The organism is Streptomyces xanthii, from assembly GCF_014621695.1.
GTDB lineage: Bacteria > Actinomycetota > Actinomycetes > Streptomycetales > Streptomycetaceae > Streptomyces > Streptomyces xanthii.
This window is the reverse complement of record NZ_CP061281.1, coordinates 5,239,811-5,265,857: the sequence shown is the minus strand read 5'-3', so window position 1 is coordinate 5,265,857 and position 26,047 is coordinate 5,239,811. Positions and strand designations below refer to the sequence as shown.

Below are 26,047 nucleotides of genomic sequence, written 5' to 3'. Positions count from 1 at the left end.
CGGTTGTCACGCTTGTTGCCGCCCCTGTTGTTGCCCCTGACATGCTCCGCAATCTACGCGACCGGGCGCCTCGGACGCTTTCCGGTTTCGCAGAGCGGACACCGTGACGCACAGCAGTCGCACAGTTGTGTGATCAGAATGCCCGCCCCCGCGTTCTGTACGTTTTATCCATTTTACTGGTGATTGGTGTCACGGAAGATTGCTACGGGGGCACCGAAAGTCATACGGTCTGTGGTCAGCGTTCGTCCGACGGGCCCCCCAACCCGCCGGGATCCTCACCCCACACGCCTCCCCCACCCTCGAATTCCTGCCAGGAGCCCAGCCCGTGCCCTCCGCCGGACTTGCCCCCCGCCGCATCCTGCAGCTCTCCGCGCTGTTCGCGATGTTCGCGCTCTATGCGGCCCAGCTCGTCAGTGCGCTCGTGCCCCACGTACCGCTGTTCGTGGCCACGAGCGCGGCCGGCCTCGCCCTCGACGTGTATCTGCAGTACCGGCAGCCGGGTCTGCTCTCGCTCCTGGGCAAGGTTCGCTTCGACGTCACCGTGCGCCAGCTGCTGCGCGACATGCTGATCCTCGTCGGCCTGCTGCGCATCGACGGCATCGAGCCGCTCGGCGAGCAGGCCCCGCTGCTGATCGCGCTGCTCGGGGTGTACGTGCTGCACTTCGCGTGCCAGGCCGCCGCCGTGCTGGTCCGCCGGCGCCGCCAGCTGCCGATCGTCACGCGCAACATCGACACCTCGGCGCTGCGCCTGTCCTCGGCCCCGCCGCGGATCCTGTCGCGCCGCTCCAGCCACCGCCTGCTGACGTTCTCGATCCCCGCCACCGCGGGCCTGCTCGTGACGGCGGCCACGACGAACGCGCTGTGGGGCGGCATCGGCATCGGCGTCGCGCTCGCCCTGTTCCTCGGCGGAACGTTCTACCTGGCGACCTGGCTGCTCCCGAAGAAGCGCCGGCTCTCCGACGAGCGGGTCATGGCGTGGCTGGACGAGTGGCTGGCCGCCTACCGGCCGACCGTCGCCATGTACTTCTCGGGCGGCACGACCTCCGCGTACCAGGCGAACATGTGGCTCTCCACCCTCGCCGACGTCGACGGCAAGCCGCTGATCGTGCTGCGCGAGCGCTTCATGGTGAACAAGATCGACGCCACCGACGTGCCGATCATCTGCTTCCCCAAGGTCGCCACGATGTTCTCCCTGGAGAACTCGACGCTGAAGATGATGCTGCACCCGGCGAACGCCGCGAAGACCTCCCAGGTCCTGCGCATCCCGACGATCAAGCACGCGTTCATCAACCACGGCGAGTCCGACAAGCTGAGCTCCTGCAACCCGTACGCGAAGGCGTACGACGAGGTGTGGGTGGCGGGCCCCGCGGCCCGCGACCGCTACCAGCAGGCCGACGTGGGCGTCGAGGACAAGGACGTCGTGGAGGTGGGACGCCCGCAGCTGTCGCCGATCGAGATCGGCACGGGCGCCGCGCAGGACAAGCCCTTCACCACCGTGCTGTACGCCCCCACCTGGGAGGGCTGGGACGGCAACCCGGGCAACACCTCGGTGGTCCTGGCCGGTGAGAACATCGTGCGGCACCTGCTCGCCGACGAGCGGGTCCGGCTGATCTACAAGCCGCACCCGATGACCGGCTCCCAGGTCCCCGCCGCGGGCGCCGCCAACGAGCGCATCAAGGCGATGATCCAGGAGGCGAACGCGCGCCGCTCCGGCACCCGGCCCGACGCCCGCGCCGCCGCCGAGCTCACCGAGCGCGCCGCCGAACTGCACCGGCTGACCTCCACCTCGTTCCGCTCCAGCGCGGACGAGATGGAGCGGATGATGCTCCAGGGCGAGCCCGACCCGGGCCGCAGCGCCGCCGTGCGCGCGGCGACGACCGCGTGGGAGGAGGCGTACTGGGCCTCGTTCCCCGAGTGGGAGCACCTGATCGTCACCGAGGCCCGTCCGGCCATCTTCACCTGCTTCAACCAGGCCGACGTGCTCATCTCCGACGTCTCCTCGGTGGTCTCCGACTGGCTGAGCAGCGAGAAGCCGTACGCCGTCGCCAACACCTCCGGCCTGTCGGAGGCCGAGTTCCGGCTCGGCTTCCCGACCGTGAGCGCGGCGACGATCCTCACGCCCGAGGCGGTCGAGGTGCCCCGGCTGCTCGCGACCGTCCGCGGCGAGACCGAGGACGTGTACGCCGAGGCCCGCCTGGAGCTGAAGGAGCACCTGCTCGGCCCGTCGGACCCGCCGTCGATCGACCGGTTCAACGGCGCGGTGCGCGCCCTGTGCGGCCGCGCCGACGAGCGCCGGGTGCGGGCCGAGGCCCGGGAGGCCGCGGAGATTCCGATACAACGCGATGACTCCCCCGTAGAGCAGGTGACCCTGGTCGACGAGGACGCGCCGGAGAACACGGTCGCCGGCTGACCTCGCGGAACACGAAGGGGGCGGGCCGGTCCGAGCAGACGCTCGGGCCGGCCCGCCCCCTTTTTCGTCGTCCGTCAGGCGTGCGCGCGCCGCCGGCCGCGCCAGGCGGAGTCGATCATCTCGTCGATGCCGTGCCGGGCGCTCCAGCCGAGCTCGGCGCGGATGCGGTCGGCGGCGGCCACGACCCGGGCGGGATCGCCGGGGCGGCGCGCGGTGACCTCGGCGGAGACGGACTCCCGGCCGGTGACCTTGAGGATGCGGTCCACCATCTCGCGCACGGAGGCGCCCTCGCCGCGGCCGATGTTCAGGGTGAGCGCCGTGCCCTCGGCGGCGTCCGCCAGGCGGCGGGCGGCGGCCAGGTGCGCGGAGGCGATGTCCTCGACGTGGATGTAGTCGCGCACGCAGGTGCCGTCGGGGGTGGCGTAGTCGTCGCCGAAGATCAGCGGCGGGGAGCCGGCCTCCAGCTTCTCGAAGACCATCGGGATCAGGTTGAACACGCCGGTGTCGGCGAGCTCCGGGGCGGCGGCGCCCGCGACGTTGAAGTAGCGCAGCGACGCGGCCCGCAGCCCGTGGGCGCGGGCGGCAGCGGCGATCAGCCACTCCCCCGCGAGCTTGGTCTCGCCGTACGGGCTGATCGGCCGGCAGGCGGTGTCCTCGGTGACGAGGTCGACGTCGGGCATCCCGTAGACCGCGGCCGACGAGGAGAAGACGAGGCGGTCGACGCCGGCCCCGGCCATCGACTCCAGCAGGACCTGGAGCCCGGTGACGTTCTCCCGGTAGTAGTGCAGCGGCCGCTCGACCGACTCGGCGACCCGCTTCTTGCCCGCGATGTGCACGACCCCGCCGACGGCGTGCTCGCGCAGGGTGGCGGCGAGGAGCGGACCGTCCAGGACGCTGCCGACCACCAGGGGCACGTCGCCGGGGACGCGGTCGCGCAGGCCCGTCGACAGGTCGTCGTAGACGACGACGTCCTGTCCGCCGGCGCGCAGCGCGCGGACGACATGCGCGCCGATGTATCCGGCCCCGCCCGTGACGAGCCAGTTCATGCGTCTCCCTTCCGTGGTGACCGATGTGTGCGACTGTGTCATATCGCCAGTGCGTCACGACCGTCACCGTCGCGCGTGGCAGCGCGCGTTGAGCGGCTTAGGGTTGTCGAATGACCAGATTCACGCTAGTTGTTCCGGTCTATCGTGTTCAGTCCTATCTTTCCGAATGCCTCGACTCGGTCCTCGGGCAGGACTTCACGGACTTCGAGGTGATCGCCGTCGACGACTGCTCGCCGGACGGCTCGGGCGAGCTCCTCGACGCGTACGCGGCGCGGGACGAGCGGGTGCGCGCCGTCCACCTGCCGGAGAACGTGGGCCTGGGCCTCGCCCGCAACGCCGGCCTGGAGCGGGCGCGCGGCGACTACGTCCTCTTCCTCGACAGCGACGACACGCTCACCCCGGGATCGCTGCGCGCCGTCGCCGACCGGCTCGCCGAGACCGCTGACCCCGACGTGCTGATCTACGACTACGCGCGCACGTACTGGGACGGCCGCCGCCGGCGCAACCAGCTCGCGCACCTGCTGCGCCTGCCCGACCCGCGCACCGTGCTGGGCCTCGCCGACCGGCCCGAGCTGCTGGACCTCCTGCAGATCGTGTGGAACAAGGCCTACCGCCGGGACTTCGTGGAGCGCGCCGGACTCCGCTTCCCGCCCGGCTTCTACGAGGACGCGCCGTGGACGTTCGGCGCGCTGATATCCGCGCGGGGGATCGCCCTGCTGGACCGCGTCTGCGTCGAGTACCGCCAGCACCGCACGGGCGGCAACATCCTGGGCACCGTCAGCCGCCGCCACTTCGACGTGTTCGACCAGTACGAGCGCCTCTTCGCGTTCGTCGACGCCCGGCCCGGCCTCGCCGGCTGGCGGCCCGCGCTGTTCCGCAAGATGGCCGACCACTATCTGACGATCCTGGAGCGGCCGGGCCGGCTGCCGCCGGACGCCCGCGCCGAGTTCTTCCACCGCGCCGCCGCCGACTACGCGGCCCGCCGCCCCGCCGGCTTCACCCCGCCCCCGGGGTCCGCCCGCTACAAGTACGCGCTCCTGGCCCGCGGTTCCTACGCCGCCCTCGCCGGGGCGGGCCTCGCGGTCAAGGCCCGCGCCTCGGTCCGGCGGCGGGCCCGCGGCGCCGCCCGGCAGTCCGGGCGGGGCGCCATGAGCGCGTACTACCGGGCCCGGCTGCACGCCCCGCTCGACGAGAACCTGGCGGTCTTCTCCGCGTACTGGGGCCGTGGCGTCGCCTGCAACCCGGCCGCGATCGACGCCGAACTCGCCCGGCTCGCCCCGCACGTGCGCCGCGTGTGGGCGGTGCGCGCGGAGCACGCCGGGCGGGTGCCGCGGGGCGTGGAGCACGTCGAGGTCGGCTCCCGCGCGTACTGGTCGGCGCTGGCCCGCGCCACGTACCTCGTCAACAACGTGAACTTCGCGGACGCGGTCGTGAAGCGCCCCGGCCAGATCCACCTCCAGACCCACCACGGCACCCCGCTCAAGACGATGGGCCTGGACCAGCGCAAGTACCCCGCGTCGACCCGTATGGACTTCGACCGGCTCCTGGCCCGCTGCGACCGCTGGGACTACAGCCTCAGCTCCAACCGCTACTCCACGGCCGTCTGGGAGCGCGTCTACCCCGCCTCCTACACGTCCCTGGAGACCGGCTACCCGCGCAACGACGTGCTGGTGAACGCGACGGCCGCCGACGTCCGCCGGGTGCGCCGGGAACTGGGCCTGCGCGACGACGCGACCGTCCTGCTCCACCTGCCGACGCACCGCGAGTACCAGAGCGAGTTCGTGCCGCGTCTCGACCTCGCCCGCGTCGCCGCCGAACTCGGGCCCGACGTCACGCTCCTGGTCCGCGGCCACTACTTCTACGCCGGGTCCGAACGGCTCGACGGGGCGCGGGCGAGCGGCCGCGTCCTGGACGTCTCCGCGCACCCGCGCGTCGAGGAGCTGTACCTCGCCGCGGACGCCCTGATCACGGACTACTCGTCGGCGATGTTCGACTACGCCCTCCTGGACCGGCCCATCGTGATCCTGGCCGACGACTGGGACGTGTACTCGGCGGTGCGCGGCACGTACTTCGACCTGACCGCCGAGCCGCCGGGCGCCGTCGTCCGGAGCGAGGACGCGCTGGTGGAGCTGCTGGGCTCCGACGGCTGGCACGACGGTGCCGCGACCGCGCTGCGGGCCGCGTTCCGGCGCCGGTTCTGCGCGTTCGACGACGGGCGGGCCGCCGAGCGCGTCGTGCGCCGGGTGTTCCTCGGCGAGCGCGAGCTGCTCCCGTTCGTCCCGTACGAGGAGCGGCGGCGCGCGCCGTCCCCGGCCGAGGTGGCGGCTCTCGCCGAGCGGACCGGCACCGCCTGACCTGCCCGACCGACGGAAAGGAGTGGTCCCCGTGGCTCCCCGCCTCAGCATCGTCGTGCCGATCTACGACGTCGAGCGGTACCTGCCCGCGTGCCTGGACTCCCTCGCGGCGCAGACCTTCGAGGACATCGAGGTCGTCATGGTCGACGACGGGTCCCCGGACGGCTCGGCGGACATCGCGGCGGCCTACGCGGCCCGCGACCCCCGCTTCGTCCTGGTCAGGAGGGAGAACGGCGGACTCGGCGCGGCCCGCAACACGGGGCTGCGGCACCTGTCCGGCTCCGCCGAGTTCGTGGCGTTCGTCGACAGCGACGACATGGTCCCGCCCGACGCGTACCGGCTGATGATCGCGAGCCTGGACGCCAGCGGCTCGGACTTCGTGACGGGCAACGTGCAGCACGTGAACAGCACCAAGGTGTGGCAGTCGCCGATGCACCGCATCCTGGCCGGCGGCGCGGTGCGCGGCACCCATGTGACCCGGGACCGGCGGCTCCTGAACGACCGCATCGCGTGCAACAAGGTGTTCCGGCGCGCCTTCTGGGAGCGGCACGCGCTCGCCTTCCCCGAGGGCGTGCTCTACGAGGACGTGCCGGTGATCCTGCCCGCCCAGTTCCTCGCCGGGGCCGTCGACGTGATCAGCGAGCCGACCTACTACTGGCGGCTGCGCGAGGGCGAGGCGGCGCCGTCCATCACCCAGCGGCGCACCGAACCGAAGGCGGTCCGCGACCGCACCGCCGCCGTCGAGTCCGTGAGCCGCTTCTTCGGCTCCCATCCGGACCCGCGCGCCGCCGAGCTGAAGAACGCGTACGACCACACCGTGCTCACCGGCGACCTGCGCATCTTCATGAACGTCCTGGCGGACGCGGACGGCGCGTTCCACGCCGAGTTCCTGCGCGTCGTCAACGGCTACCTGGACCAGGTCGACCCCGCCGTCGTGATGGCGCTGCCCGCGCCGGCCCGGATCAAGTGGCTCCTGGTCCGCCGGCACGCGCTCGCCGAGCTCCTCGACCAGCTGCGGTCCGAGCGGCGCGGCGACGGCATCGAGATCAGGGGCCTGCTGCGCAAGTACGCCGAGTTCCCGGCGCTCCGGTCGCTCACGCCCCCGCTGCCGAGGCGGGCCCGGCGGATCGATCCCGAACTCACGCCGCACGCCCCGCTCCAGGACCTCTCGTTCGGCGCGGGCCGGCTCCGTCTGGAGGGACACGCCTGGATCAGCCGCATGGAACAGCCCACGCGGCACAGCGCCCTCAAGGTCCTCGTGCTGCGCAAGCGGGGCAGCCGCCGCACGATCGTGACCCCGCTGCGCAACACGTACCGGCCCGAGGCGACGTCGCTGTCCCGGCAGAAGCACTACTGCTACGACTGGGCCGGCTGGGAGGCCGACCTGGACCTGAACCGGCTGCGCGGCCGGCACGGCTGGCAGGAGGGCACCTGGCGGGCCGGCATCGGCATCGTCTCGGGCGGCCTGGTGCGCAAGCGGGCCGTCCAGGCCAAGGGCCCCACCCGGGCGGGCCACCCGCCCTACCAGTGGCTCGACAGCTCGTACCGGCTGGTGCCGTCCGTCGTGAAGGGCGGCCTGAACCTGCGCGTGGAGCGGGTCAGGGCGCTGGTCACCGGCTTCGCGGCGGACGGCGACCGGGTGCGGATATCCGGCGCGATTCGGGTTCCGCTGCGGCCCGGCGAACAGGGCGCGCTGTCCGTCCTCAACCGCCGCACCGGCGAACGCCACCGCTACCCGCTGGACCTGTCCCCCGCCGTGGACGGCGTCACCCCGTTCACCGTGCACGTGCCGCTCCGGGACGTGGCCCTGCTGCCCGGCCTGCAGGACCCGGCCGAGGACGCCCCGGAGAGCGTCCCGGAGGACGCCACCGCGCGCGGCGCCGACACCGTGCAGGGCGCGCGCCGCGACTGGAGCACGGAGCTGGAGTTCACCGCCCCGAACGGCCCGGACCGGCGGTTCGCCACCGTCGTCCGGGACGGCGTCGAGGACCTCCAGATCCCGCTGCCCGCCTCGCTCGGCGCCCGGGCCCCACGCCACGAACTGGCCCTGCTGGCAGGCGCCAACGGCTATCTCAAGTTCTCCGGCCGGCCCTTGCAGGCGCGGCTCACCGACGTCCGCTGGAGCGACGGGCGGTACCTCCTTCAGGGGGCGACGCCGGCCGGGCTCGACGGCGCGGTGCTGGTGGTGAGGGCGCGGGACCGCTTCGACGAGAAGACGGTGCCGCTCGACGCGTTCCCGGACGGGACCTTCTGCGCCGAGTTCACCCCGGCGACGATGTCCGGGCCGGACGGCAGGCTCCCGCTCAGGAGCGGCCGTTGGAACTTCTTCCTGCGCCGCCCGGACCCCGAAGCGCGCGGCGGCGTCACGGATATCCCGTTCACCATCGACCGGCTCGCCGTCCCCCGCTTCCCCGTCCACGGCACGCACGCCGGCCGCCGGTACGCCTTCGAGGCCCGCTGGCACGACTTCCCGCAGCTCGACTGCCCCTCCGACCTCACCGTGCTGGAACGGGGCCCGTACCGCCAGGAACGGCTGCGGCGGGACGTCTACGGGGCCGGCCGGAGCGAGCCGCTGCGCGACGCCGTCCTCTACATCAGCTACAACGGCAAGCAGTACTCGGACAGCCCGCGCGCCCTCCACGAGGAACTCCTGCGCCGGGGCACGGACGTCGAGCACCTGTGGCTGGTCCGCGACGGGCAGGTCGAACTGCCGCCCACCGCACGGAAGATCAGGTTCTGGGGCACCGAGTGGTACGAGGCCCTGGCCCGCTCCCGCTACATCGTCACCAACGCGCACCTGCCGCACTGGCTGGAGCGGCGCCCCGGCCAGGTCGTCCTGCAGACCTGGCACGGCACGATGCTGAAGAAGATCGGCCTGGACATCGAGGCCCCGAAGTTCGACCCCGAGTACCACGAGCGGCTGCGCCAGGAGTCCCGCAACTGGAGCCTGCTCGTCTCGGCCAACCGCTTCAGCACCCCGATCCTGGAGCGGGCCATGGGCTACACCGGCGAGATCCTGGAGACCGGCTACCCGCGCAACGACTACCTGTACGCGCCCGACCGGGAGCAGCGCGCGGCGGAGATCAGGAAGCGGCTCGGGGTGCCGCCCGACAAGAAGGCCGTCCTGTACGCGCCGACGTGGCGGGACGATCTGGCGCACCGGCGCGGCCAGTTCAAGTTCTCGCTGCGGATCGACGTCGACGACGCGAGGCGGCGGCTCGGCGCGGACCACGTGCTGCTGATCCGGCGCCACTCGAACGTGGTGGACCAGGTGCCGGGCGCGGGCGACGGCTTCGTCGTCGACGTGTCGGAGTACCCCGACATCGCGGACCTCTACCTGGCGGCGGACCTGCTGATCACCGACTACTCGTCCGTGATGTTCGACTACGCGCACCTGGGCCGCCCGATGCTGTTCTTCACGTACGACCTGGAGCACTACCGGGACACGCTGCGCGGCTTCTACTTCGACTTCGAGGCGGACGCGCCGGGGCCGCTGATCCGCACCTCGCGGGAGCTGGTGTCGGCGGTGCGGGACATCGACGCGGTGGCGGCCGCGCACCGGGAGCGCTCGCAGCGGTTCCGGCGGCTGTTCTGCGACCTGGACGACGGGCACGCGGCGGCGCGCGTCGTCGACCGGATGCTGGCGCAGGCCCACGAGGTGTGAGCAGCTGCCGACCGTGCGAAGGGGCGGGCCCGGAGGAGAGATCCTCCGGGCCCGCCCCTTCGCACGTACCGATGCCGGAAACGCAGGCGCCTGCTTTAGAAGGGCTCGAAGCCCTCGTACTCCTGCTGCGCCTCGTCCCGCTCCGCCTGCCGGTCCCGGCGGCGCTGGGCGGCCGGGCGCGGGGCCTCGAAGCGGTGGTCCTCGCCGCGGCGGCCGAGCATCTCGGCGCCCGCGGTCACGGACGGCTCCCAGTCGAAGACGACCGCGTTCTCCTCGGGGCCGATGGCGACGCCGTCGCCGTTGCGGGCGCCGGCCTTCATCAGGGAGTCCTCGACGCCGAGGCGGTTGAGCCGGTCGGCGAGGTAGCCGACGGCCTCGTCGTTGTTGAAGTCGGTCTGGCGCACCCAGCGCTCCGGCTTCTCGCCGCGCACGCGGAACAGCGGCTCGCCGCCGACCTCCTCGCGGACCACGGTGAAGCCCGCGTCGTCCACGGCCTTCGGACGGATGACGACCCGGGTCGACTCCTCCTTGGGCTTCGCGGCGCGGTGCGCGGCCACCAGCTCGGCCAGCGCGTACGACAGTTCCTTGAGGCCCTTGTGGGCGACGGCCGACACCTCGAAGACGCGGTAGCCGCGCTCCTCCAGGTCCGGGCGGACCATCTCGGCGAGGTCCTGGCCGTCCGGCACGTCGATCTTGTTCAGGACGACGACGCGCGGCCGGTCCTCCAGGCCCGCGCCGTACTCGCGGAGCTCCTCCTCGATGACGTCCAGGTCGGAGACCGGGTCACGGTCGGACTCGAGGGTCGCCGTGTCCAGGACGTGCACGAGCACGCTGCACCGCTCGACGTGGCGCAGGAACTCCAGGCCGAGGCCCTTGCCCTGGCTGGCGCCGGGGATCAGACCGGGCACGTCGGCGACGGTGTAGACGGTGGAGCCGGCGGTGACCACGCCCAGGTTCGGGACCAGGGTCGTGAACGGGTAGTCGGCGATCTTCGGCTTGGCGGCCGAGAGCACGGAGATCAGCGAGGACTTGCCGGCGCTCGGGTAGCCGACGAGGGCCACGTCCGCGACGGTCTTCAGCTCCAGGACGACGTCCTGGAGGTCGCCGGGAACACCGAGGAGGGCGAAGCCGGGGGCCTTGCGGCGGGCCGAGGCCAGCGCCGCGTTGCCCAGGCCGCCGCGGCCGCCCTGGGCGGCGACGTAGGTGGTGCCCTGGCCGACGAGGTCCGCCAGCACGTTGCCCTGCTTGTCCAGGACGACGGTGCCGTCGGGCACGGGCAGGATCAGGTCCTGACCGTCCTTGCCGGAGCGGTTGTCGCCCGCGCCGGGCGCGCCGTTGGTCGCCTTGCGGTGCGGGGAGTGGTGGTAGTCGAGGAGCGTCGTGACGTCCTGGTCGACGACCAGGATCACGTCGCCGCCACGGCCGCCGTTGCCGCCGTCGGGGCCGCCGAGCGGCTTGAACTTCTCCCGGTGTACGGAGGCACAGCCGTGGCCTCCGCTACCCGCGGCGACATGCAGCTCGACGCGGTCCACGAAGGTGGTCATGGTTCAGTGCCTCCAGTTACGAACGGAATGTCTCTACTTCAACACGCGAAAGGCGGACCCGCTTCCCCGCAGGGAAGTGAGGTCCGCCTCGCGAAATCCGGATCAGAAAGCCGTCAGGCGTTTCAGGCGACCGGAACGATGTTCACGACCTTGCGGCCGCGGTGGGTACCGAACTCCACCGCACCGGCGGCGAGAGCGAACAGCGTGTCGTCCTTGCCACGGCCAACGGAGTTGCCCGGGTGGAAGTGGGTGCCGCGCTGGCGGACCAGGATCTCACCGGCGTTGACGACCTGACCGCCGAAGCGCTTCACGCCGAGCCGCTGAGCATTGGAGTCGCGACCGTTCCGAGTGGACGATGCGCCCTTCTTGTGTGCCATCTTGTCTCAGTCCCTTACTTCGCAGCCGTGGGGATCTCAGTGACCTTGATCGCCGTGTACTGCTGGCGGTGGCCCTGACGACGGCGGTAGCCGGTCTTGTTCTTGTAGCGAAGGATGTCGATCTTCGCGCCCTTGTGGTGGTCCACGACCTCGGCCTGGACCTTGATGCCGGCCAGCACCCACGGGTCGCTGGTCACGGACTCGCCGTCGACGACGAGCAGGGTCGAGAGCTCGACCGTGTCGCCGACATTGGCGGTGGAAATCTTGTCAACCTCAACGATGTCGCCGACAGCAACCTTGTGCTGGCGACCACCGCTGCGCACGATGGCGTACACGCGGAACTCTCTCTCGCTCGGAACGGGACCCCCGCAGTCCAGCCGCACGAGGCGGCCTCTCCGGCTTCGAAGCACTCTTCAAGAGCTCTTCGAAGATCCCGGAGGAAAAAGGTTTACGGGAGTGAAGCGCGTCCGATGGACACGCCGACGGTCAAGATTACGGGCCCTTCCCTAAGGGGTCAAACTGGCCCCCGCAAGAGGGCGCCCCCGCACAGCCGAGCTGTACGGGGGCGCCCCACCGGGCCGAGCCTCAGGACTCGTCGGCGACGGCCACGGCCGTCTTCTTCGCGGCCGTCTTCTTGGTCGCGGTCTTCTTCGTGGCGGCGGCCTTCTTCGCCGTCGTCTTCTTCGCGGCCGTCTTCTTCGCGGCGGTCTTCTTCGTCGTCGCGGCCTTCTTCGCCGTCGCCTTCTTGGCCGTCTTGCGGGCCGTCTTCTTGGCGGCGGGCGCCTCGGCCTCCTCCGCTGCGGCCGGCTCCTCCGCGACCGCGGGGACGACCACGACGGCCGTCTCCTCGGGCGCGGTGGGCGCGGTGGCCTTGCGGACGGCGCGGCGGCGCGGACGGGCCGGGGCGGCGGCCTCGGCCGGCTCCGGCGCGGCCACGGGCTCCTCGGCCACGACGGGCTCCGGCTCCTCGACGGCCTCCTTGACCGGCTCCGTGACGGTCACCGCGGCGGCCTCGTCGGAGGACGCCTTTGGCGAACCGGCGGGAGCGCTCGCCTTGCGCGTCGCCCGGCGGCGGCCGCGCGGCGCGGGCGCCGCCTCGGCCGGCTCGGGCTCGACGACGGGCTCGGCGACCGGCTCGGGCTCGGCGACGGGCGCGACCGGCTCGGCCCGCTCGACGACCGGCTCCGGGGCGGGAGCGGCGGGCGCACCGGCCGGGGCCGACGCACGGCGCGTGGCCCGGCGGCGCGAGCGGCCACGACCGGCCGCGGCCTCCGCCTCGGCGGGGCTGGAGTACAGCTCCTCGTCGGGCCGGAACTCCGGCTCGGGCAGCGCCAGGGGCTCGGCGGCCTCGGCGGCGACCTCGGCCTCCGTCTCGACGGCCTCGGCGGCCTCGGTGTGCGCCTCGTGCTCGTGCGTGTGCTCCGCGCCCGAGCCGCCCTTGCCGCGCTTCTTGCGCTTGCCGCCACCGCCGCCGACCGAGGTCGGCTGCTCCATGTGCACGATCACGCCGCGGCCGTTGCAGTGCACGCAGGTCTCGGAGAAGGACTCCAGGAGGCCCTGGCCGACCCGCTTGCGGGTCATCTGGACCAGGCCGAGCGAGGTGACCTCGGCGACCTGGTGCTTGGTGCGGTCCCGGCCGAGGCACTCGAGCAGGCGCCGCAGGACGAGGTCGCGGTTGGACTCCAGGACCATGTCGATGAAGTCGATGACGACGATGCCGCCCAGGTCGCGCAGCCGCAGCTGGCGCACGATCTCCTCGGCCGCCTCCAGGTTGTTCCTGGTCACGGTCTCTTCGAGGTTGCCGCCCTGGCCGGTGAACTTGCCGGTGTTGACGTCGACGACGATCATCGCCTCGGTCTTGTCGATCACCAGGGAGCCGCCGGAGGGCAGCCACACCTTGCGGTCGAGCGCCTTGGCGAGCTGCTCGTCGATCCGGTACGTCGCGAAGACGTCGACCTCGGAGGTCCACTTCGACAGACGGTCGGACAGGTCGGGCGCCACGTGGTTCACGTAGCCGTGGATGGTCTGCCAGGCCTCGTCACCGCTGACGATGACCTTGGAGAAGTCCTCGTTGAAGATGTCGCGCACGACGCGGACGGTCATGTCCGGCTCGCCGTACAGCAGGCTCGGCGACGAGGTCGAGATCTGCTTGGACTTCTTCTGGATGTCCTCCCACTGGGCCTGCAGACGCTCGACGTCGCGGCGCAGCTCGTCCTCGCTCGCGCCCTCGGCGGCGGTGCGCACGATGACGCCCGCGTCCTCGGGGACGATCTTCTTGAGGATGGTCTTCAGGCGCGCGCGCTCGGTGTCGGGCAGCTTGCGGCTGATGCCGGTCATCGAGCCCTCGGGCACGTAGACCAGGTAGCGGCCGGGCAGCGAGACCTGGCTGGTCAGGCGGGCGCCCTTGTGGCCGATCGGGTCCTTGGTGACCTGGACGAGGACGGACTGGCCGGACTTGAGGGCGGTCTCGATGCGGCGCGGGCCGTTGGCCAGGCCGAGCGCCTCGAAGTTGACCTCACCGGCGTACAGGACCGCGTTGCGGCCCTTGCCGATGTCGATGAAGGCGGCCTCCATGGACGGCAGCACGTTCTGGACCTTGCCCAGGTACACGTTGCCGACGTACGAGGTCGACTGCTCCTTGTTGACGTAGTGCTCGACGAGGATGTTGTCCTCGAGCACGCCGATCTGGGTGCGCTCGCCGTTCTGGCGGACGACCATCACGCGCTCGACGGCCTCGCGGCGGGCCAGGAACTCGGCCTCGGTGATGATCGGGACGCGGCGGCGGCCCTGCTCGCGGCCCTCGCGGCGGCGCTGCTTCTTGGCCTCCAGGCGCGTGGAGCCCTTGATGGACTGCACCTCGTCGACGGAGACGGGCTTGTCGTCCTTCTTGCGGGGCTCGCGGACCTTGACGACGGTGCGCTCGGGGTCGTCGGTGCCCGGCTCGGCGTCCGTGGCGGCGTCACCGGCGCGACGGCGGCGGCGACGACGGCGACGGCTGCTGCTGGAGCCGGAGGCACCGGCGCCGTCCTGCTCGTCGGCCGCGTCCTCGTGGTCCTCGGCGTCCTGCTCCTCGGCGTCCTCGTCCTCGCCCTCCTCGTCGGCGGAGGCCTCCGAGTCGGTGTCGGACTCGGCGTCGGCGGACTCGCCGCGGCGACGGCGACGGCCACCGCGACGGCGACGGCGGGTGGGCCGCTCGTCCTGCTCGTCGTGCTCGTCGGCCTGCTCCTCCGGCTCCTCCACCTCGGCCTCGGCCTCGGTGTCGGCGGCGGGCTCGGCCTCGGCGGCGGGGCGGCGGCGCTCGGCGGCCGGCTGCTCGTCCGCGGCGCGGCGGCGACGGCGACGGCGGCCGGTCTGCTCCTCCTCGGCGACGGCGGGCTGCGCGGGCTCGGCCTGGACCTCCGGCTCGGGCTCGCTCACCTCGGCGGCCTCGGCGGCGGCCGCGGCGGCGGCGCGCTCGGGCGTCTGGAACATCGGCTCGGTGAAGACCGGCGCCTGGAAGACGGCGACGGACGGGCGCTTCGGGCGGCCGCCCTCGGAGTCGTCCTTCGCGCGGTCCTGCTTCGAGGTGCGGGGCTCGGCGAAGCCGCCGGCGGCCTTGCGGGTGGCGCGGCGACGGCCGCGGCGCGGGCCGGTCTCCTCGGCGGGCTCGGCGGCGGCCGCGGGCTCCTCGGCCGGCTCGGCGGCCTGGACGGGCTCGGGCGCGGACACCGTACGGGTGGCGCGGCGGCGGCCGCGGCGCGGGGCCGCGTCCTCGGCGGCGGGCTCCTCGGCGGCCTCGGTCTGCTCGGGGGCGGCGGGCTGCGCGGGCTCGGCCTGCTCGGGGGCCTCGGTGGCCTCCGGGGCGGCGACGGCGCGGGTCGCACGGCGACGGCGGCGCGGCGCGGCGGGCTCCTCGGCGGGCGTCTCGACCGGCTCGGGCGCGGCGACGGCCTCGGCGGGGGCGCTCTCGGTGACCTGCGGGGCCTCGGCGGCCTCGGTGGCCTCCGGGGCGGCCACGGCGCGGGTCGCACGGCGGCGACGGCGCGGCGCGGGGGCCTCCTCGGCGACCGGCTCGGCGGCGACGGGCTCGGCGGCGGGCGCGGGGGCCTCGACCGGCTCGGCGGCCTGGACGGCCTCGGGCGCGGACACCGTACGGGTGGCGCGACGACGACGGCGCGGGGCGGCGGGCTCCTCGACGGCGGGCTCGGCGGCGGCCGGCTCGGCGGCGGGGGCCTCGGCGGCCTCCTGCTCGGCGGCGGCCGGCGCACCGGCGGGCGCGGAGGCGCGGCGGGTGGCGAGGCGGCGCGGGCGGGCGGGCGCGGCGTCCGGCGCGGGGGTCTCGGCGACCGGGGTCTCCGCGGCGGCCTCCTCGGCCTCCTCGACGGTCTCCTCGGTGCTGTCGAGCTCCGGCTCGACGGCGGCTGCGGCCTGCGGCGGGCCCGCGGGGCGCGACGCGGCCCGGCGCCGGCGGCGCGGGGGCAGGGTGTCGCTGGGGCTGTCCGCGGCAGGGGTGGTGGGTTCGGTCGGCTCGGGCATGCGGGTGGATCTCCCGTCAGGCCCCCGGGCGCCGCGCCTGGTCCATGACCGGTGACGTCCGCGGCTCACGCGACCGTGTCGATCGCGGTGCCGCCGGTCCGGGGCGCGGGCGCCGCACGGGGGCTCTCTGTCTGTTCTCGCCGGTTCCGGTACGCCATGTACGTACCGGCCTGGCGAAAGTCCTTGGGTGGGTGCGCTGCCCGACCCAGGTGGCTCCCGAGTACGAGGGCGGCGCTACGACGACCGCCTTACGCGGAACCTTCCACGGCAGGCGCCGTCGCGGTGGCAGAATCCGCGGCCCCGGTGTGTGGGGCGGCCTGGTCTGCCTCGCGGTCGGGCGCGAGCGGGTCGGTCACCGTGCCGGTCTCTTCATCGAAAGGCCCCTGCGCCAGCCTGGTCACCGCAGCGGGGACCGGCGGCGCCAGGTCGGCCACGGCGCGGAGACCGGACAGGACGTCGTCGGGTCGAACGGCGGGCGTCACGTGCCGAACAACCAGGCGCAGTATCGCACAAGCCTTGTCGGTGGGCCTATCAGCCGGAACATCGGATGCGGCGACGGCGTCCAGGCTCACCACGGCGGACCGGGAGTCGAACGTCCGGATGCCGCTCTTCGTACGCCGCTGGACCTCGACGGTCTCGGCGGCGCGGAACGTCTCGGCGGCCCGTGCGGCCTCCTCCACGCTCACTCCGTCGAGCCGCAGCTCCCACACGGAGGCGGTGAGCCGGTCGGCGAGGCCGGAGGTGCGGGCCTCGACGGCGTCGACGATGTCGAGGCCCACGGGCATCGACTCGTCGAGCAGCTGCCGGAGCTTCTCGGGGTCGCGCTGCGCGGTGAGCGCGATCTCCAGGTACTCGGCCTCACTGCCCGTGCCGGTGGGTGCGGCATTGGCGTACGACACCTTGGGGTGCGGCGTGAACCCCGCCGAGTACGCCATGGGCACCTCGGCACGGCGCAGCGCACGCTCGAAGGCGCGCTGGAAGTCACGGTGGCTGGTGAACCGGAGGCGGCCGCGCTTGGTGTAGCGCAGTCGGATGCGCTGCACCGCGGGTGCGGGCGGCGGGCCTACGGGCTGTCGCTTGCCCAGTGTCCCTGTCCTTAGTGAATGTCGGTCTTCGTGAGAGGGGTCGTACTACTACCAAGAGTACGTGCCTGCGCGCTGTGAGGTTCCCGCCGGTCCCCGACCAGGGGCTCCGTGGCGTGCGCGGGACGCTTCGGCGCGCCGAACAGCGCGCGCCGCACCTCGGCCCGGGCCTGCCGGACACTGGCCCGCACCTCGCGGCCGATCCGCGCGGCCGGCCGCCACACGTGATCGCGTACGGCGTGTCCCAGCGGGGTGAGCACGGTGCGGTACGTCCAGCGGGCGGGCTCGACGAAGGTCCAGCGCAGCAGGCGTCCCAGGAACCGGCCGACGGCGCGGGAGATCCGGCCGGCGATCCGCCAGGCGATGACGAGCGCGTCCCACGTCTCCCGGCCGACGATCCGCAGGGCGCGGCCGACGGGCACGAGGACGTACCGCCACAGGGCGACGAGCGGTACGACGAACACCCAGCGCAGCAGCGTGGCGAGGCCGCGGCCGAGTCCGGCCGCGGCAAGGGCGAGGGCCCGTCCGACGGGTGCGAGGACGTACGTCCACAGCCAGGTCAGCGGGATCACTACCAGGACGCGGCCCAGCCAGGTCAGCGGGATCACGACCAGGACGCGGCCCAGCCAGGCGAGGCCGTGTCCGAGGGGTGTGAGCACGTACCGCCACAGCGCCACCCAGGGCCACACGAACAACGCGAGCCCCAGCCACCGCAGCCCCGTCAGCACCGCGCGCCCCAGCGGCACCAGCACCTGTGAGTACAGCCACACCGCCGGCACCACGATCAGCGTCCGCGTCAGCCAGACCAGGCCGTGGCCGAGCGGGGTCAGGACGTGGGCGTACAGCCACCGCGCGGGGATCGCGATGAGCACGTGGCACAGCCAGGCGAGGGCGCGGCCCAGCATCACGAACGGCCACACGAGGACCGCGCCGAGCAGCAGGCCGAGGCCCCGGCCGAGCGGCACGAGCGCCTTCTCGTAAAGGAATCGGCCACTCACGACGAGGGCGTCCCAGACCAGCCGCACCGGCACCACGACGACGAGCGCCACGATGCGCACCGGCAGCCGGATCGCGGCGACGAGGCAGCCCTCGGGCTCGCCGCGCCGCTTGTCCATGTCCATGCGATCCATGCCTGTTGAGACGCCGTCACACACGGAACGGATGCACGAAAGGGCCACCGGATCGGGCGTGTCGGTCTGCGGCGCGTGGACGGGAACCGTCTCGTATAGGCACACTTTGCGCAGTAGAGATCCAGACAGTCGGAGGGGAACCCGCATGATCACGCTCACGAAGGAAGACGGCCCGGCGGACCTGGACGGTGTGACCCACCTGTCCATCGGGGTGTCCTGGGACCCCACTTCGGGGAGCAGCGGCGGGGTCCTCGGTGCCCTGCGCCGCAAGCAGGGCACCGACCTGGACCTCATCGCCATAGCGATGTCGGGCAACGACCCGGTGCGCCTCGCGGGCCTCGACTCGCTCGACCCGATGGGCAACGGCTCGCTGGTGCACAGCGGCGACAACCAGACGGGCAAGGGCGAGGGCGACGACGAGACGGTGACCGTCGAGTTCTCGCGGATCCCGCAGCAGATCACGTCGATCGTGTTCGTGGCCGCGGCCTACAAGAAGGGCAGCGCCTTCAACAAGGCGCGCAACATCAGCTTCAAGGTGTACGACGCCACGGGCGGCAGCACCCAGCAGGTCGCGGACATCTGGCCGAGCCTGCTCACGTCCGACAACGGCTGCGCGGTGGCCAAGGCGATCCGTGTCGGCGCCTCCTGGAAGCTCGAGGTCATCAACACGACCGGCAAGATCAAGCAGGGTGACGAGCACGCCCTGATGCGTTTCGCCGTCAGCAAGTAGGCGGTACGGAAGCAGGCAGGCGGTACGGGGAAGGGGCGCCCGGTGCATGTGCACCGGGCGCCCCTTCTCGTGCCGTACAGGCCTCGTACGGGCCCGGCCGTCACTCCACCTCGATGCCGTAGTCCTGGACGAGTTGCTCCAGGCCGCCGGGGTAGCCCTTGCCACCGAGCACGAAGTCCCAGTCGCCCGAGGGCCGGCGCCGGAAGGAGCCGAGGACCAGTGCGGTCTCGCCCGCGCGGCCGTCGGAGACCTCGAGGCGGCCCAGTTCGGCGCGGGCCGGGTCGAGGAGGCGGACGCAGGCGTCGGTGAACCCGGCGAGGTCCGCGTGCGGGTCGGTCTCCGGGTCGACGGCCGCCACGAGCACCAGCCGGTCGGCCTCGTCCGGGAGCGCGTCGAAGGCGACCCGCAGGGCGGCGCGGTCCGGGGCGGCGGGCGTCAGGGCGCGGACCGAACCGTCGGGCGTACGGGCGTTGTTGAAGAAGACGAAGTGGTCCTCGCTCAGGACGCGGCTGCCCCGGCAGACCAGGGCGCACACGTCCAGGGCGACGGTGCCGGACCAGGTCAGGCCCAGCACGTTGTGGTCCCCGCTGTCGGCGGGCGGCGGCGCGGGCGCGGCCGGAGCGGTCCGTCCGGCGGCGTCGCCGAGGCGGCCGCGCAGGCCGTGCCGGTGCAGCAGGTCGACGAGCTCGGGGCCGGAGATCAGCTCCAGCGGCTTGCCGCGCACGAAGGTGTGGGAGCCGGGGCCGAAGCCCGAAGTCGTCACCAGGACGCCCTTGTTGGCGCCGACGTCCTGGACCGTGCCGTACAGGTCGCGGACCGCGGTGGGCGGCACGGTGTTGCGGTACCGCTTGACCTGGACGACGATCTTGCCGCCGCGGATCGGCGCCGGGTCGAGGGCGTCGACGTCGACGCCGCCGTCGTTCGAGCGCTGTGTGGTGACCGCCTCCATGCCCATCGCGCGGAACAGTTCGGCGACGAGGTCCTCGAAGGCGAGCGGGTCCATGGCGTACAGGTCCGGCTCCTCGCCGGCGCCGCCGTGCGTGACCACCTGGTCCCCGACGTCACGCGGCCGGCGCGCCGGGCGTATCGGGGTGAGCTGGTCGGGCCGGGCCGTGAGCTGCCCGCGCAGCGCGTCCGTCAGACAGCTGACAGGGTCGACCCGCGCGAGGCGCAGCTCGGTGAAGTCCTCCCGCCGGGCCATGACGGTGGCCAGGAAGATCTGTCCGTGGCGGCCGGTCGCGGGGTCCGGCGCGCCGACGAAGCCGTTGAGCGCGACCGAGTCGAGGACGCCGTACTCGTCCGCCGCGAAGAGCTGCCGCAGGACGAGCAGCACGCTCTGCGCCAGGACCTCCCGGTACAGGGCGCGCCGTTGGGTGACGGGGCGGGCGGTCTCCTTGTCCTGGTCCTGCGCCGGCACATAGCGCACGGCCTTCGCCTCGGGCACGACGTCGTAGCCGGGCAGCTCCCAGTCGAGCACCAGCTGCCGCGCGGCGGCGTCGTAGGCGGCCGTGACCTGGCGGGGGAATCCCTCGGGCCAGGCGGTCGACGCGTAGAGGGCGGCGGAGAAGTACTCGACGACGGACTCGGGGTCGCCCTGCCGGACGCCGTCGACGGCCTCGGTGATCGCCGCGTTGTGCCGGCGGACCTCCGTCAGGTGGGCCTCGGCGGCGCGGGTGTGCTCCTGCCGGGCGGCGGCCAGTCGCTGCTGCCGCTGGGCCTCGGCGGCCTGCGCCGCGTGCCAGGCGTGCTCGTAGCGGGCCTGGGCCTCGGCCTGCGCCTGCGCCCGCCGGGCCGCGGTCCAGCCGCCCTGAGCCTGGAACTGGTGCGGGGCGGGCAGCGGTACGGGGTGGGCGAGCGGGCCGGGGTCGAACGGGGTGATCTCCGCGGACCGCAGCAGGGCCGACGCCGAGAAGGCGGGGGCGCCGCAGCCCTCGGCGAGCAGCCCCTGGAGCGCGGCCACGCGGGCGTCGAGCTCCGCCGTGCGCCGTGCCGCCTCGGCCTGGCGGTACTGCTTGTACTCCTGGGCGGCGTGCCGCTGGTACGCGCGCGCCTGCCGGTCCGCCTCACGGAGCCTGCGCTGCTCGGCCTCGTACTGCCGCTGGCGCTGACGCTGCACCTCGGCCCAGGTGTTGACGAATCCGGCGGAGCGACGACTCATCCCGCCAATTTATCCGGCGGCCGCCCCGTCCGGCATGCGACCCCGGGATATGCGGGAGCCCCCTTCCAGGCCGGAAGGGGGCTCCAACACGCGGGCGGGCGCGGCTACTTCAGCTGCTTCGCCTACTTCACCACGGTGAGCGGCAGCAGCTTCTTGCCGGTGGGGCCGATCTGGATGCTGGTGTCCATCGCCGGGCAGACGCCGCAGTCGAAGCACGGGGTCCAGCGGCAGTCCTCGACCTCGGTCTCGTCGAGCGAGTCCTGCCAGTCCTCCCAGAGCCAGTCCTTGTCGAGACCGGAGTCCAGGTGGTCCCAGGGCAGGACCTCCTCGTACGTGCGCTCGCGCGTCGTGTACCAGTCGACGTCGACGCCGTACTTGGCGAGCTCCTTGTCGGCGCTCTGCATCCAGCGGTCGTACGAGAAGTGCTCGCGCCAGCCGTCGAAGCGGCCGCCGTCCTCGTAGACGGCGCGGATGACGTCGCCGATGCGGCGGTCGCCGCGGGAGAGCAGGCCCTCGACGATGCCCGGCTTGCCGTCGTGGTAGCGGAAGCCGATGGAGCGGCCGTACTTCTTGTCGCCGCGGATCTTGTCGCGGAGCTTCTCCAGGCGGGCGTCCGTCTCCTCGGAGGAGAGCTGCGGGGCCCACTGGAACGGGGTGTGCGGCTTGGGCACGAAGCCGCCGATGGAGACCGTGCAGCGGATGTCGTTGGACCCGGAGACCTCGCGGCCCTTCTGGATCACGTTCATCGCCATGTCGGCGATCTGCAGGACGTCCTCGTCGGTCTCGGTCGGCAGGCCGCACATGAAGTACAGCTTCACCTGGCGCCAGCCGTTGCCGTACGCGGTCGAGACCGTACGGATGAGGTCCTCTTCGCTGACCATCTTGTTGATGACCTTGCGCATGCGCTCACTGCCGCCCTCGGGGGCGAAGGTGAGGCCCGAGCGGCGGCCGTTGCGGGTCAGCTCGTTGGCCAGGTCGACGTTGAACGCGTCGACGCGGGTCGACGGCAGCGACAGGCCGATCTTGTCTTCCTCGTAGCGGTCGGCCAGACCCTTGGCGATGTCGCCGATCTCCGAGTGGTCCGCGGAGGACAGGGACAGCAGGCCGACCTCTTCGAAGCCGGTCGCCTTGAGACCCTTCTCGACCATGTCGCCGATGCCGGTGATGCTTCGCTCCCGCACGGGGCGCGTGATCATGCCGGCCTGGCAGAAACGGCAGCCGCGGGTGCAGCCGCGGAAGATCTCGACGGACATCCGCTCGTGCACCGTCTCGGCGAGCGGCACGAGGGGCTGCTTCGGGTACGGCCACTCGTCGAGGTCCATGACCGTGTGCTTGGACACGCGCCACGGGACGCCCGACTTGTTCGGCACGACGCGGCCGATGCGGCCGTCGGGCAGGTACTCGACGTCGTAGAACGCGGGGATGTACACGTTCCCCGTCTTCGCGAGGCGGAAGAGGACCTCCTCGCGGCCGCCGGGCCGGCCCTCGGCCTTCCACGCGCGGATGATCTCCGTCATGTCGAGCACGGCCTGCTCGCCGTCGCCGATGATCGCGGCGTCGATGAAGTCCGCGATCGGCTCCGGGTTGAACGCCGCGTGGCCGCCCGCGAGGACGATCGGGTCCTCGAGCGTACGGTCCGCGGACCGGAGCGGGATGCCCGCCAGGTCCAGGGCCGTCAGCATGTTCGTGTACCCCAGCTCGGTGGAGAAGCTGAGGCCGAAGACGTCGAAGGCCTTCACCGGGCGGTGCGAGTCGACCGTGAACTGCGGCACGCCGTGCTCGCGCATCAGGGCCTCGAGGTCCGGCCACACGCTGTACGTGCGCTCGGCGAGGACGCCCTCGCGCTCGTTGAGGACCTCGTAGAGGATCATGACGCCCTGGTTGGGCAGACCGACCTCGTAGGCGTCGGGGTACATCAGCGCCCAGCGGACGTCGGAGGACTCCCACGGCTTGACCGTGGAGTTGAGCTCTCCGCCGACGTACTGGATCGGCTTCTGCACATGCGGGAGCAGCGCTTCGAGCTGCGGGAACACAGACTCGACGGCTTGGGGCGCCGCGGCGGCGGCTTCGGCAGGCATAACCGTGGACCTTCGTGAGCTGACAGGGGTGACCCTCAAGCCTAACCCGCCGAAAGGCGGACCTCCGCCGCCCTTCGCCACACCCCCGGCAGCTCGGCCTCCCGGCGCGCCGCCGCCGCCTGCTCCTGCCCGTACAGCAGGCCCCAGGTGAAGGCGCTCTCCCCCGCCGCGTGCGCCTGAACCGCGAGGTCGCGCAGGGCCTCGCGGGCCACGACGCTGTCCTGGTGGTCGCCGAGCACCGTCTGGACGTCCTTCATCCGGCGGGCGAAGCGCCGGGCCTGCTTGCCGAGCGCGGGCTCCGCCGTCTCCCCCGCGTACCGGGCGCGCTTGGCGGCCTTGCGGGCCTCGTGCATCGCGCGGTCGCGCTCGGGGCCGGGGTCGAGGGCGAGGGCGTGCTCGACGCGGGCCGCGAGCCTGGCATGGTCGCGCAGCGCGGCGTCGGCGAGCAGCTCGGCTGCGGGGCGGGCGGCCCGCTTCGCGCGCAGCGGCGGATCGGCGAGCAGGGCGTCGAGCCCGTCGAGAAGAGCGAGGTACCGCTTGCTGTCGAGCACGGCGACGGTGTGCCGGCGCGAGCCGTGGCGGCGGGCCGTGGCCCAGGTGCGGAGCCGGCCGCGGACCGGGCCGAGCAGCAGCGGGCGGGGCAGCTCGTCGATGCGGCCGGTGATGCGCTCGGTCAGCACCTCGCGGTCCCGGTCGATGCCCAGCTCGGCCGCGAGCCACTTCAGCTCCTCGCCGAGCGGCCCGGTGACGTCCGGGTCGAGGATCTTCTTGTACGTCTTGAAGGCGCTGCGCAGCCGCCGGGTGGCGACCCGCATCTGGTGCACGGAGTCGGGAAGATCGCGGCGGACGGCGGGGTCGAGGTCGACGAGGGCGTCGCGCTGGGCGCGGACGCGGGCCAGGACGTGGGCGCCGGCCTTCTTGCCCGGGGGCTCCGGCGCCGGGGCCGGTTCGCGTGCCGCGCCGGTCTCCTTGAGGGCGCGGGCCAGTTTGGAGGAGGCGGCGGAGCGGTGCAGGCCGGCCTTGCGCAGCCGCTTGCCGACCTTCGCGAGGAACTCCGGGTCGCCGCCGTCCGCCAGCTCGACCTCGACCTCCGTCCACGTGACGGGGTGTTCACCGCCGGGCCGCTCGGCGCGGACGGCGTCGACGCTGACCTCGGCGAGCGGGGCGCCGTCGGCGCCGGTCAGCTCGGTCACCTCGCGGGTGGAACGGAGCCGGATCACGGGGACGAGGGCGTCGTCGCGGACGCGGGAGCGGACGAGGCCGGCGAGGGCGCGGGGTACGGGGCCGTCGGTCAGCGGGGCCCGCACCTCGTCGCGGACGCCCTCGGCGAGCGCGACCGGAAGCTTGAGGTGCCAGCCCTCGTCGTCGCCTCCGGTGCGGTGGCGCAGGGTGATGTGGTCGGCCGCGAGGCGCTGGTCGGCGGTGTCGTAGTACAGGGCGTCGAGCTCCACGACGCCCTTGCCGACGACGCCGTCCACTCCCGCCACCTTGCGCAGATCAGGCAGCCGGAACGACTCCCCAGGGGCGTCGTACTTCAGCTCGACCTCACGCTTCGTCTCCGCCATAACCCGAACTTAGTCGCCCACCCCGACACCGAAAAGACCACGTCACCCGCCGGGCCCCTCCGGGGTCACCGGAACCGGTGCTCCCTCGAAGCGCGGCACCGCCACACGGTTCTGTGCGGCCCCGCCCCGCGGGGGCACCGGAAAGGCCCCCGGCACGGGCCGTTCGGCACCCGGCACCCCGTTCTCGCCCCGACCGGGTCACCGGTCACCCGAGGGCTCCGCCCCGAACCCGATCCTGGCCCCAGCCCCTCTCCCACCCGCCCGCCCCCTCCGGGGGCCGTCGGCCCGGCACCTGGCACGCCCCACCGGGGCGCGGAGCCACCTCTCCTGTGCGGCCCAATGACGCGGGCGCGCCCCCGCCACGACAACCCGGCACCCGGCACCCGGCACCCGGCACCCGGCGACGATGCTCGCTCCTCTAGCGGCACCGCTGGACTCGCAGCCCATCGAACCGGTGACCGGCCGCGCGGGGGCGCCGCCCCGAACCCACGCCCGGCCCCAGCCCCTCTCCCACCCGCCCGCCCCCTCCGGGGGCCGTCGGCCCGGCACCTGGCACACCCCACCGGGGCGCGGAGCAGCATCGATGTACGCCTGCGCCCCGCGGGCGCGACCAGCCTCCCGTAGCCGAGACCCCCGGGCCAGGACGACCAAAAGCTCACCCGGGGCCGGAGCGCTGGCCCACGGCGAGGGCAACCGGGCACACACCCCGGCCTGGGGTACCTCCCGAGGCGGAAGGCTGAGCCGAACACCCCTGGAGCAGGCCGTGGGCGAAGAGGCCGGCCCGCAGGCACTGCGTGACTGTCCAAGACGACGCGACGCCCGCGTCAGAACCGAGGCAGAAGTGCTGCCGCACGGTCGGCGCCACTGGAACGCGTACCTGGCGCTGAACTGCTGTCCAACGGCTGGGCGCCAGCTGAACGCGCCCTGGAAGGGGTGGCTGGGAGCTGGGAGGCGGCCACCCAGAGGGCCCGCGCCGGAGGCGAATCGCGCCGCAGCAGACAGGCGCCGCCAGGGGCGCGGGGAACTGCGCGACCAACCACGACGACGCCGCACCCCGAAACTGCCTTCAGCCCCGGCGGCGACGCCGCTGTAGCTGAGGCCCCTGGACCCGGCACCGGAGTGCCGCCCCAGCCGCCAGACTGCCTGAGGGACAGGGCACCCAGGACTGGGCTGCTGACCCAAGGCGAGGGTGATCGAACACGTACCCCCGCCCGGGGTACTGCCCGAGGCCAGGCGCCGGGCCGACGCCCCCGGAGGGGGCTGGCGGGTGGGAGTTGGCGGCGGGCCAGGCCAGAGGGCCAGCCCCGGGAGGCGAAACACGCCGGGACAGAAGGCGCCGCCAGGGGCTCGGGGAACTGCGCGACCAACCACGACGACGCCGCACCCCACGACCA

14 protein-coding genes are annotated in these 26,047 nt (G+C 73.1%); 4 read left to right on the top strand and 10 right to left on the bottom strand.

Annotation, left to right across the window (positions count from 1 at the left end; all coding sequences use genetic code 11):
- The first annotated feature begins 325 nt into the window (after positions 1-325).
- Positions 326-2,410 (top strand): hypothetical protein, encoded by a 2,085-nt coding sequence (locus IAG42_RS23720; protein WP_188338973.1) that lies wholly within the window; start codon positions 326-328, stop codon positions 2,408-2,410.
- Positions 2,411-2,484: 74 nt separating this feature from the next.
- On the opposite strand, the gene galE is transcribed toward IAG42_RS23720, so the two are convergent.
- Positions 2,485-3,456 (bottom strand): UDP-glucose 4-epimerase GalE, encoded by a 972-nt coding sequence (gene galE, locus IAG42_RS23715; protein WP_188338972.1) that lies wholly within the window; start codon positions 3,454-3,456, stop codon positions 2,485-2,487.
- A 110-nt stretch (positions 3,457-3,566) separates the two neighbouring features.
- On the opposite strand from galE, the gene IAG42_RS23710 reads away from it, so the two are divergent.
- Both IAG42_RS23710 and IAG42_RS23705 read left to right on the top strand, forming a co-directional pair.
- Entirely contained in the window at positions 3,567-5,810 is a 2,244-nt protein-coding gene (locus tag IAG42_RS23710) for a bifunctional glycosyltransferase/CDP-glycerol:glycerophosphate glycerophosphotransferase (protein ID WP_188338971.1), read from the top strand.
- A gap of 31 nt (positions 5,811-5,841) precedes the next feature.
- A complete protein-coding gene (locus IAG42_RS23705; protein WP_188338970.1) occupies positions 5,842-9,474 on the top strand; it encodes a bifunctional glycosyltransferase/CDP-glycerol:glycerophosphate glycerophosphotransferase in 3,633 nt (1,210 codons plus the stop codon).
- Between the two features lie 95 nt (positions 9,475-9,569).
- Here the strand turns inward: IAG42_RS23705 and obgE are convergent, their stop codons facing one another.
- The 6 genes from obgE to IAG42_RS23675 form a co-directional block, all read right to left on the bottom strand.
- Positions 9,570-11,018 carry a GTPase ObgE gene (obgE, locus tag IAG42_RS23700; RefSeq protein WP_188338969.1) on the bottom strand — a complete coding sequence of 483 codons (1,449 nt, stop codon included), beginning with the start codon at positions 11,016-11,018 and terminating at the stop codon, positions 9,570-9,572.
- 122 nt (positions 11,019-11,140) lie between these two features.
- The gene (gene rpmA, locus IAG42_RS23695) at positions 11,141-11,395 is read right to left on the bottom strand and encodes a 50S ribosomal protein L27 (RefSeq protein WP_188338968.1); all 255 of its coding nucleotides are present in this window, start codon (positions 11,393-11,395) and stop codon (positions 11,141-11,143) included.
- Between the two features lie 14 nt (positions 11,396-11,409).
- Positions 11,410-11,730, bottom strand: coding sequence for a 50S ribosomal protein L21 (rplU, locus tag IAG42_RS23690; RefSeq protein ID WP_188338967.1), 321 nt, complete (start codon positions 11,728-11,730; stop codon positions 11,410-11,412).
- Positions 11,731-11,980: 250 nt separating this feature from the next.
- The gene (locus IAG42_RS23685) at positions 11,981-15,910 is read right to left on the bottom strand and encodes an Rne/Rng family ribonuclease (protein WP_188338966.1); all 3,930 of its coding nucleotides are present in this window, start codon (positions 15,908-15,910) and stop codon (positions 11,981-11,983) included.
- A 248-nt stretch (positions 15,911-16,158) separates the two neighbouring features.
- Complete coding sequence (locus tag IAG42_RS23680; RefSeq protein WP_188338965.1) at positions 16,159-16,953, bottom strand: TIGR03936 family radical SAM-associated protein; 795 nt, start codon at positions 16,951-16,953, stop codon at positions 16,159-16,161.
- Between the two features lie 53 nt (positions 16,954-17,006).
- Entirely contained in the window at positions 17,007-18,122 is a 1,116-nt protein-coding gene (locus IAG42_RS23675; RefSeq protein ID WP_188338964.1) for a hypothetical protein, read from the bottom strand.
- 145 nt (positions 18,123-18,267) lie between these two features.
- Here IAG42_RS23675 and IAG42_RS23670 point away from each other — a divergent pair, with 145 nt between their 5' ends.
- Complete coding sequence (locus tag IAG42_RS23670) at positions 18,268-18,852, top strand: TerD family protein (protein ID WP_188338963.1); 585 nt, start codon at positions 18,268-18,270, stop codon at positions 18,850-18,852.
- Positions 18,853-18,952: 100 nt separating this feature from the next.
- On the opposite strand, the gene IAG42_RS23665 is transcribed toward IAG42_RS23670, so the two are convergent.
- The 3 genes from IAG42_RS23665 to IAG42_RS23655 form a co-directional block, all read right to left on the bottom strand.
- Complete coding sequence (locus IAG42_RS23665) at positions 18,953-21,010, bottom strand: restriction endonuclease (RefSeq protein ID WP_188338962.1); 2,058 nt, start codon at positions 21,008-21,010, stop codon at positions 18,953-18,955.
- A 122-nt stretch (positions 21,011-21,132) separates the two neighbouring features.
- Positions 21,133-23,088 (bottom strand): TIGR03960 family B12-binding radical SAM protein, encoded by a 1,956-nt coding sequence (locus IAG42_RS23660; protein ID WP_188338961.1) that lies wholly within the window; start codon positions 23,086-23,088, stop codon positions 21,133-21,135.
- Between the two features lie 41 nt (positions 23,089-23,129).
- On the bottom strand, positions 23,130-24,653 hold the full coding sequence (locus IAG42_RS23655; protein ID WP_188338960.1) for a CYTH and CHAD domain-containing protein: 1,524 nt from the start codon (positions 24,651-24,653) through the stop codon (positions 23,130-23,132).
- Positions 24,654-26,047: the final 1,394 nt, after the last annotated feature.

What these genes read in the sequence shown, in the direction of transcription:
- IAG42_RS23660 (WP_188338961.1), bottom strand. Translation starts at nt 23,088, where the DNA reads ATGCCTGCCGAAGCCGCCGCCGCGGCGCCCCAAGCCGTCGAGTCTGTG.
- rpmA (WP_188338968.1), bottom strand. Translation starts at nt 11,395, where the DNA reads ATGGCACACAAGAAGGGCGCATCGTCCACTCGGAACGGTCGCGACTCC.
- IAG42_RS23675 (WP_188338964.1), bottom strand. Translation starts at nt 18,122, where the DNA reads ATGGATCGCATGGACATGGACAAGCGGCGCGGCGAGCCCGAGGGCTGC.
- IAG42_RS23670 (WP_188338963.1), top strand. Translation starts at nt 18,268, where the DNA reads ATGATCACGCTCACGAAGGAAGACGGCCCGGCGGACCTGGACGGTGTG.
- galE (WP_188338972.1), bottom strand. Translation starts at nt 3,456, where the DNA reads ATGAACTGGCTCGTCACGGGCGGGGCCGGATACATCGGCGCGCATGTC.
- IAG42_RS23685 (WP_188338966.1), bottom strand. Translation starts at nt 15,910, where the DNA reads ATGCCCGAGCCGACCGAACCCACCACCCCTGCCGCGGACAGCCCCAGC.
- IAG42_RS23665 (WP_188338962.1), bottom strand. Translation starts at nt 21,010, where the DNA reads ATGAGTCGTCGCTCCGCCGGATTCGTCAACACCTGGGCCGAGGTGCAG.
- IAG42_RS23655 (WP_188338960.1), bottom strand. Translation starts at nt 24,653, where the DNA reads ATGGCGGAGACGAAGCGTGAGGTCGAGCTGAAGTACGACGCCCCTGGG.
- IAG42_RS23710 (WP_188338971.1), top strand. Translation starts at nt 3,567, where the DNA reads ATGACCAGATTCACGCTAGTTGTTCCGGTCTATCGTGTTCAGTCCTAT.
- obgE (WP_188338969.1), bottom strand. Translation starts at nt 11,018, where the DNA reads ATGACCACCTTCGTGGACCGCGTCGAGCTGCATGTCGCCGCGGGTAGC.